The sequence below is a fragment of the Cetobacterium sp. ZWU0022 genome (assembly GCF_000800875.1).
Classification (GTDB): Bacteria; Fusobacteriota; Fusobacteriia; order Fusobacteriales; family Fusobacteriaceae; genus Cetobacterium_A.
Genome location: NZ_JRJZ01000066.1, coordinates 1 through 709, shown reverse-complemented (window position 1 = coordinate 709; position 709 = coordinate 1). Strand labels below are relative to the sequence as shown.

Here is a 709-nt window from a genome sequence, read left to right as displayed (position 1 = left end):
ATTTACTTCTACACCATTTGGGAAGTATGGTTTCATCTCTTCTAATGCTATTTTAGCATTGTCAGTTATAGATAAGATATTTCCATCTGTTGATTTCTCAATAACTAACATTACTGATAGTTTTTCGTTAAGTTTAGTTATTTCAGTTTGATCTTCAGTAGTCAATACCACATTAGCAATATCTTTTAATCTAACTGTTTTACCATCACTTCTGATAATCATATTTTCAAACTCATCTAAGTAATTAAACTCTCCCATAAATCTTATTACAACATCTTTCCCACCAGTTTTAATAACTCCTAATGGAATGTTTACAGAAGATGTCTTTATTAAATCATATAACTCGTTTGGTGTTAAGCTATATGAGGATAGTTTGTTTGAATCAAATTGGATTTCTATTATTTTTTTTGGTGCACCAATAATGTCGACTTTTCCAACACCCATAATTTTTTCAAATCTTGGAGTCATAAACTCATTAACAAATGATGTCAATTCTAAGAAGTTAGGACTAGATATGCTTAGCATCATGGCTGTGTTTCCTGAACCAGCAGATAATTTTTGAGTCACTGGTTTTGAAGCATCATCTGGCAGTTCTCCAGAGATTGCATCAATTTCTCTTTGAACATCCCCTCTTTTTAAATCTATATTTACACCATAATCAAACTCTATACTTACAGTTGATCTTTCAAATGCTGATGTTGATGTTATC

Annotated in this window: 1 protein-coding gene; it reads right to left on the bottom strand. The window is 30.9% G+C overall.

The annotated features are described in order from the left end of the window. Nucleotides 1-709: efflux RND transporter permease subunit (locus L988_RS05785; protein WP_047382497.1), on the bottom strand; the 709-nt coding region annotated here is incomplete at both ends.